The following is a 4,014-nucleotide window of genomic DNA, read 5'->3' on the forward strand; positions in this document are numbered from 1 at the left end:
ACAGCGGAACTTCGGTAATGGGGGTTTCAAATTTTAGACTCATAGTGCGTATAAATATAGAAAAAATGGTTAGATGTGGCTCGTGGTTGGGAATTTGCTATTTTAGTGAAAAACGGTAGAATATGAAAGTATTTAAAACAGCCCTCTTTTCCATGATTGCCATAACCCTCGGTTTTGCCGCACCGGCACCGAAATCCTCGGCCGCCGCCGCAGCACCCGCGGCACCTGCCAAGCAGGAACAGAAGTCGACCGGACTCTCGGTTTCCCCCGAAGAGATGATCATCTTGATGGCCCTGTTGCAGAGCCCCGTATTCAAGGATAATTTCGTGCAGTCGTGCTCGGCCCAGTCTGCCGAATGGCTCGGTACTGTCCAGGCCGATAAGTCGTGCCAGTGCGCCTTCGACAAGCTTATCGGCGACAAGGACGCCATGGCCAAGATTCTCGGGTCCGTTTCTGCCGACGGAAGCAACGTCGATATCTCGAAGTGGGGATTCGGCGTGGTGGAGCCCTGCCTCCCGAAGGATTTCCCTGCCGAAATGGATGGCGCTTTTGTGAAGGAATGCCTGAAGCAGAAGGACCTGGACAAGCAAGTCTGCACTTGCATGCTCAAGTCCGTCAAGAAGGACTACACGGTCCATTCGCTGATCAAGACGGCCTTCGAAGACCAGAAGAAACTGGAAATGGACATCACGCTGAAAGCCGCCCAGTGCCTAGCGAAATAAGCTCCGCATCCCGATTTCGTGCAAAAAAGGCATGATTAACTGCACGGAATAACTGATTATTCGCGTATAGGGGCAAATTTGCTTGCAATATGCCGGTTTCGGCTATACCGCCTTTGACAACAACGGTCCGACGGAAGTTATCGATGCGGCAAAGGATCGTGAAGCCGAACATTGACGAATCCTCGTGTTCGACTACGGCTGGAACACTAACCCGAGCAACAAGATGCAAATTGTGAAGCAAAGGCACGTGATTGAGGTGCCCCGCTCGGGACACCTCCTTAAAGTTTTGGATTCTCAACCTTATTAGTACAGCAGTGCGAACACCATGCCGGGGCGGAAGTACTTGCCGGCGGTGTACTTGAGAGCCGTGCTGTGGAGCAGCATGAACAGAGCGCTTGCTTCAACCTTATTGGCCTTCGCGATGCTGCCGAATGCCTTGGTGAAGGCGGGCAGGTTGCGCGGGAGCTTCGGGCTGATGCGGGAATCTGCAAGCAGGGCGCCCTTCTTCAGGAGTTCCTTGTGCATCTTGTCGGCAGCGGTGGCGCTGAGGCCGAATGCCTTCACGAGAGCTTCCGGGTGCAGGCGGCAGGAACCGTTGAATCCTTCCGGTGCGGCAAACGGGATGCGGGCTTCTTCGTAGAGGTTGCGGATCATGGAATCGCCCATGTCGGCAGCCTGCTTTTCGAGATCATGGTGCATCATGGCGCACATGATACTGTACTGGATACCGATCCACACGTCGTGAGCCTGGAAGTTGAATTCGTCGAGCGGAGAGCCGTCCTTGCGAACGAGGTTTGCGGCACCGATGAGCGGGCTGTTGGCCTTGTAGTTCGTGTTGAAAACGCGCAACAGGTTCGCCTTCGCCTTCTTCTCGTCGCTGATGGGCTTGAGGCCCAGCAGACGGAGGTAAGTGTCGGCGAGCATCGTGTCGGCGAAAACGTCGTCGCAGTCGTTCGTAATCTTTGCGTTCCAGCTGGCGGTAAAGGCGTCCTTGCACTGGGCGGTGAGCCATGCCTTCTTGAGGCCGCGGAGTTCGTTCTTCGAAAGTTCCACGTCGCTCGGGATAACGCCTGCGTTGAGCCATTCGTTGATGGTCTTGAGGGCGGCCTTCACGTTGGTGCCGTCGATAAAGAGCGTTTCCTTGATGGCGTCGGCGAGCTGCGGGAGCTTGTCTGCAACCACATCCTTCGCTTCTATCGGAGTCACGAAGAAGTGGTAGTAGCCTTCGGCTTCGTCCCACAGTGCTTCGTCGAATTCCTTGTTGGCGGCGTCGGCCTTCGCGTTCCAGGTGTCGGCCTGTGCCTTGTCGCCGAGGATTTCGGCAATCTTTGCTGCAGCGCGGAGACCTGCAATCCAGAGGCTACCGCAGTACACGGAAATGCCGTGGCTGGAGAGGTTGTCGAACGTGTCGTCGGTACCGTGGGTGAGCGGGAAGTTTTCGCCCTCGTTCACCATCTTCTCGAGGTATTCCATGGCGGCGTAGACGGCTTCCTTGCAATCCTGCAAGTTCTGCTTGTCCTGCGTCTTCACGTAATGACGGAGAACCATCAAAACATACTTCGGAGCGAGATCCTTCCATTCCTTCACGTTGTGCCAGTCGTAGGCATCGGGTTCGGCATCGAAGGGGCTTCCGAGGTCGTGAATCACGGCGCCACGCACGGCGCGCGGGCCTTCAAGCTTCGGGTCCGGCAGGTCGGCGAACGGGTGGTTCACGTATTCGTGGTGACGGCGACGGTTGTCGTTCACGGCGAGAATCGCATCACCGAAGCGCTTCATGACCACGCCGTCGAGGCGCGGCATCAGGGCCATCAGGCTGAAGCTGCCGTAGAAGTAAACGTCGAGGGAGTTGAAGAACGGATAGTCGGCGCATTCACGAACCAGGAAACGGTCGTCCTTGTCCCACACGGTGGCTTCGGCGAGGAAGCTGAGCGTGTTGAGGGCGAGGCTCTTGAATTCGTCCTGCTTGGCGGCAGTCTTGTAGAGCTTGGCAACGGCCTTCTTCGGGACGAGTGCTTCGAATGCCTTGAGGCGTGCGTCGAAGTTCTTGTCGGCGGCGAGGGCTTCTTCGAGGATGGCGCCCACGCGGCCATAAGCTTCGGGGAAGAAAGCGGTGTACTTCTTGGCGGAAGTGAGCTTGTTCAGCTTGATTTCGGGGAAGTCAAGCACCAGGTTGAACTGGAAAGAAACCTTCTGCTTCGGCTTCAAGACGGCAGTCACGGCGACGGCACCGGCCATCGTTTCGCGGCCGCTGTAAACGTTCTTGACCCAGGCTTCGCAAACGCGGCCGCTGCGGAGAGCGCCCTTCAAAACAGAGGCGGCGTCATCCTGGTAGAACATCGGCTTCACGGAAACGTTCAGATTATCCTTCTTGTTCCAGGCGACAGACACGCCCATGCAGCCGTTGAAGTCGCTTTCGGCGAGCGGCTTTTCGTTGTAGAATTCGAGACCGCGGACTTCGCGACCGTCCTTGGCCTGCTTCTCAAACTTCACGCCCTTCGGGAAACGTGCGGACGGGACGAGCACGAAGCTCGAATCCTGAACGCCCTGGCGGTCCTTCTTGGCCATGTAGCCGGCGATGCAGTCCTGCACCTGCACGATCGTGATTTCGCGGGTTTCCTTGGTGGTATTTTCGAGCGTGAACACGGTCGCGTTCACGGGGAGGCTGGAGAGGCGTTCGTCACCCGGAGTCACGTAGCTGGACTGGGTCTTGGTGATTTGCACACCCTTGCCTTCGTACTTGGTTTCGCTCACCGGATAGAGGGCAGCGTACTGCATCTTGGCGGCATCGTAACCGGCCTGTCCCAGGAATTCAGTGTCGTTTGCCCAGGCGGCGGTGAGGGCGCCCTGGCGCACGGCCTTTTCGCCAACGACACCGTTGAAGAAGTCGATGACTGCGCTGCGGTTGAGCTCGGCTCCGGCCTTGTTCAGGAGGGCGGCGGTGCGGTCGCTCCATTCGATGTGCCAGCGTTCAAACGCGGCCTTGTTGTTCTTGAAGAAATCCTTTTCGGCGATGGCCTTGTTGAGCTTGGCCTCGGCCTTCTTCTGGTTGGCAAGTTCAGCGGCGGTAAAGAGAGCTTCGCCCTTAGCGTCTACGAGCGGGTACTTGGCGAGCATCTGCGTAAAGCCTGCGAAGTCGACGATTTCGAGAGCGGCCTTCGCGCCAATCACGGATTCACGGAAGAAGAAGTTGTTGAAGCGGAGGTCAGAGGGCTTTTCGGTGCGGACCTGCACGCCCGGCATTACGTTCATCACGGGGGTGGTGCCAGCAGGCGTTGCGGTGAAAGTCGAACCG

2 protein-coding genes are annotated in these 4,014 nt (G+C 57.2%); one reads left to right on the forward strand and one right to left on the reverse strand.

Going from position 1 to position 4,014, the window contains the following annotated elements:
- Window positions 1–122 precede the first annotated feature (122 nt).
- On the forward strand, window positions 123–722 hold the full coding sequence (locus B3M32_RS05350; protein ID WP_290744049.1) for a hypothetical protein: 600 nt from the start codon (window positions 123–125) through the stop codon (window positions 720–722).
- Between the two features lie 303 nt (window positions 723–1,025).
- Here B3M32_RS05350 and B3M32_RS05355 read toward each other — a convergent pair.
- Window positions 1,026–4,014, reverse strand: a 2,989-nt coding sequence (locus B3M32_RS05355; RefSeq protein ID WP_290744050.1) for a GH116 family glycosyl hydrolase, incomplete at its 5' end; no start/stop codon positions are given.

Source organism: Fibrobacter sp. UBA4309 (assembly GCF_002395745.1).
Lineage (GTDB): Bacteria > Fibrobacterota > Fibrobacteria > Fibrobacterales > Fibrobacteraceae > Fibrobacter.